The 3,378-nt window shown below is 55.3% G+C and carries 4 protein-coding genes; 3 read left to right on the top strand and 1 reads right to left on the bottom strand.

All coding sequences use genetic code 11. The annotated features are described in order from the left end of the window. Positions 1-299 precede the first annotated feature (299 nt). From A6U86_RS29245 to A6U86_RS29255, 3 genes are all read left to right on the top strand, one after another. On the top strand, positions 300-953 hold the full coding sequence (locus tag A6U86_RS29245; RefSeq protein WP_068398981.1) for a lysozyme inhibitor LprI family protein: 654 nt from the start codon (positions 300-302) through the stop codon (positions 951-953). A gap of 306 nt (positions 954-1,259) precedes the next feature. Further along, positions 1,260-1,607, top strand: coding sequence for a hypothetical protein (locus A6U86_RS29250; protein WP_068398982.1), 348 nt, complete (start codon positions 1,260-1,262; stop codon positions 1,605-1,607). A 520-nt stretch (positions 1,608-2,127) separates the two neighbouring features. Continuing rightward, entirely contained in the window at positions 2,128-2,385 is a 258-nt protein-coding gene (locus tag A6U86_RS29255) for a hypothetical protein (protein ID WP_141683838.1), read from the top strand. A 232-nt stretch (positions 2,386-2,617) separates the two neighbouring features. Here A6U86_RS29255 and A6U86_RS29260 read toward each other — a convergent pair whose 3' ends face one another. Beyond that, positions 2,618-2,818, bottom strand: a complete 201-nt coding sequence (locus tag A6U86_RS29260; RefSeq protein ID WP_068398984.1) for a hypothetical protein — start codon at positions 2,816-2,818, stop codon at positions 2,618-2,620. Positions 2,819-3,378: the final 560 nt, after the last annotated feature.

Genomic DNA, 3,378 nt, shown 5'->3' on the forward strand with positions numbered 1-3,378 from the left:
TAAGTCCCGTATTAGGCATTGTTAGATCCGTTTGTCTAACGGTTTCCATATGGACAACATAGACAGATCGTTCTATCTAATTTCGCGACCGCCGCCAGCTTGGCGGCGCCTGCCAAACGCGCAAGAGATTCTGTGAGTTGATTTGCGCGTTTGTTCAACTCAGTTTTGCGTTTCGTGATGACCCGGTTGCCCAGCCGAACTATTGGCTTTTCAATATCTTTGATCCATCTGAACGGGTTAGCGTGAAGTTGCAGTTGGGGTCAAACCTCGTGAAACCCAACATCAGCGGAGATAGTTTAATGAAGCAAACCTCTTTTGCTCACCTCGGTGTGACTGTGGGCGCATTGCTCTTGGTCGAAGCGGCGTTCTGGGTGGCTGTGCCTAATCCCGCCCTTGCCGCAGGGCTCGATTGCACCAAGGCCGCGTCCAATGTCGAGAACATGATATGCGCAACGCCGGCCCTTTCAACACTCGACGATACACTCAACCGCGTCTACGACTGGGCGCTCGCTGATGCGTATGCGGCCGACAAGGGCAGGCTTTCCGCCGATCAGAAGAATTGGATCACCCAGACACGCAACGTTTGCACCAGCGTCGACTGCCTGACTGATACCTACGATGGTCGTATCGAGGAACTCGCCACGATCAGAATCGGCGAGGAACGTGCTGCCAGCTACGTCAGCAATCCTGCTGATATAGCTAGAATCACCAAGGAAATGCAGAAGGCTCTCTCGGAAGTCGGTATTTCCCAGCCGCTCAGCGGCTGCTCCCATATTTTATCCCTGACTTCACATAGTTCCAGCTATGGCGCCTTTTGCGATCTTGGCAATCAAAAGAAGGTCGAAATTTGCGAAGAGAGTATGTTCGGGAATCTCGCCGTGAATTTCTATGGATTCGAAGTAAGCGGTCGTAGCCTTACCGCTTTCACCCAAGCAGCCTGCCCCGGCGGATGACGGCCATCAGTGGAGTATCGCAAAGCGAACGTGTCAGCCATGAACGATGGCGAGACGAGGGCATGGCCAGCCTAATGATTTCGATGTGGACTTCATAGATTGATCGTTCTAACTAATTCATCAACTGGTGCCGGCTCCGCGGTGCCTGCCAAACGTGCGAGAGATCCTATGAGCGTAATGACGAGAATATCGGCCCTGTTGTTTGCAGCGGCCGTTGTGACGAGTTGTGTGCCCGCCTCACAGGCAGGAGCACCGATCGCCAATCGATCGTCTGCCGACATCTCTCCTGAGGAGTGGGCCAATGTAATGGCCATGGATCGCAAAGCGGTGCAAGAGGGAGCGGCGCCTCCGGAGGATATCCAGTTCGACCTCACGCTTGCGAAGATGATCCCGGAGGGACAGGCGATCCGAGCCTCGCATGATCAGGTCAAGGCAAAGGATTGGTCGCAACGATATCACGCTCTTATGGCGCGGAAGAATGAGGTCGATCAAAAATTCGCGGCCGCCCATCCAATCCATTTGGCGCCGTCCTCAGGGCCAGATCCATGCATCTCGCCGATGGGAAAAGACATCTGCACACCGCCGCCTGTACAGACCCAGCAAATGTGTTCGGTGAACTATGGTTCCACGGTTGGCCTGGTGCCCTGCGGCTAGGGGGCGCTCATGCCCTTTGTGGGATGAGCGTGCCGCCTTACACTGTTGGCGGCCCTTCCGATAATAAGATCTGCGACAATACGAAGCTCGAGGCGGCCATGGAGCGAGCCCATGCAGCCCTCCCTCAAGAGGCGCCAGATCCCGAAATCCGGCCCATGTTGGCCAGCGGCCAATGCCGGTGGTTTGCAGCACGCGACTATGAGCTTGGATGGCGCTGTTATTCCGGCTGGCGAGATAGGTCGCGCCTGTGTTGCAGGCATCGACCGGCTTAGTGATCGTTCCAATAAGGGGACTTGTCGCGCAAGCTCTGGCACGGCGCAATCGTCCTTCATCAAGACGGTCGGATAAGCCGTCATGACCGGCGTCGAGTTCATATGTATCGTGCCGGATTATCCAATACGCGACATGTCAGTGTCTTCGTTTGGCAACCGTTGACAGCGTCGGATCTGGACTATAGCCGAGGATGTACTTGGCCTTTTCAGCTGAGAACGGCTCTCTGCGGACCCATCAGGATGCTCACATGACGCCGAAAGAAGAGTGGTTGCAGTACAGCGGGTGGATTTCAGGCAAGGAGGCCTGGTTGCGCGACAGAATCGCGTCTCTGTTCGATGTTGAGAGCCCCAATGATGCGCAACAACAGCTCCTCCATATGGCCAGTCTGCGACTGACGCTTATGGATCTTCCGTCTGCAGCCTATCCAAATCAAGAACGAGAGCTGAAGGCTCTGGCCGAGGCCGAATTCGGGTTGCCACCCCAGGACGATTGCGTCACCTCTTGATTTCGGCCTTCGTCCGTATCCGTTTGCGGACCTTGGATACAGTCCCTACCGATCCGGTGGTTAATCGCGACCTGCACCAGGAAACCTGCGCGGGATCCGTCCGAGAGCGGTGCCAGCAGGCACTATTGCATGAATCAAATCTTCGGCGAGATAGCTTTATCTCGGCATTTTTCATGCAACGCGCTTGAACTGCGGACGGCCGGGTTTGGGGGCAGAGCAAGAACTGCTCAAATCATCCTGTAACGGCACGCAAGCCGTTGCTGAGGGCGGTGACATAGAGCACGAATATCAACAGGGCAAGGAGAGCGGGGCTGACCACAATCAGCATGCCAACAAGGCGGCGCCAATTGCGCCGTGTGACCAGATAGAGCGAGGGGGCGGCAACACAAAGGCCTGTCCAGGCGAGTGACAAGGCCACGATGTGGTCATCCATGAATTGATACGTGATTCAGCCCTGGTTAGTCCCAGGTGCCATCGCGCCCAGTTGCAATTTAAGGTCACTGAGCTGAACCAGGCCAGTGAGGTTGATCGCAAGGATTGCCAATCCCAGTAGCATGCCGCCACGCAAAGCGAAACGGCGGCGTGGGAGGGGCAGGGTCTTCAAGGAGCTGCGCATGAAATTGCCTGTCAGGATTTCAATATGTGGGCCCGGCATAACAAAATATGACGAAATCCCTATTCCAGATGCAATAGACCGCCTCGGCGGCGATGTCATGTCTCCGGCCTGCTTGTGCGGCACGATATGACCGCTGACCCTAATGTTTGTTCGCCTATATGCACCGTGCTGTGATACAGGAACGCAATTGGTCATCGCAGTGGCCCAAACAGCAGGGCAGATGCTCTCCGGAATTGCGCTATAAAATCTCTCATCGTTGTTTGCTTGCGCTAGAGAGCCGCTGCCGATATAAAATAGATAGAACGATCAGTACGCCATGTACGATACAGGCTCCGACCTGCCGCTGCGGGATACGTTGGTCTATCGGTCAATGACGG

The sequence above is a fragment of the Rhizobium sp. AC27/96 genome, from assembly GCF_001692325.1.
Classification (GTDB): domain Bacteria; phylum Pseudomonadota; class Alphaproteobacteria; order Rhizobiales; family Rhizobiaceae; genus Rhizobium.

What these genes read in the sequence shown, in the direction of transcription:
- A6U86_RS29245 (WP_068398981.1), top strand. Translation starts at nt 300, where the DNA reads ATGAAGCAAACCTCTTTTGCTCACCTCGGTGTGACTGTGGGCGCATTG.
- A6U86_RS29250 (WP_068398982.1), top strand. Translation starts at nt 1,260, where the DNA reads ATGGCCATGGATCGCAAAGCGGTGCAAGAGGGAGCGGCGCCTCCGGAG.
- A6U86_RS29255 (WP_141683838.1), top strand. Translation starts at nt 2,128, where the DNA reads ATGACGCCGAAAGAAGAGTGGTTGCAGTACAGCGGGTGGATTTCAGGC.
- A6U86_RS29260 (WP_068398984.1), bottom strand. Translation starts at nt 2,818, where the DNA reads ATGGATGACCACATCGTGGCCTTGTCACTCGCCTGGACAGGCCTTTGT.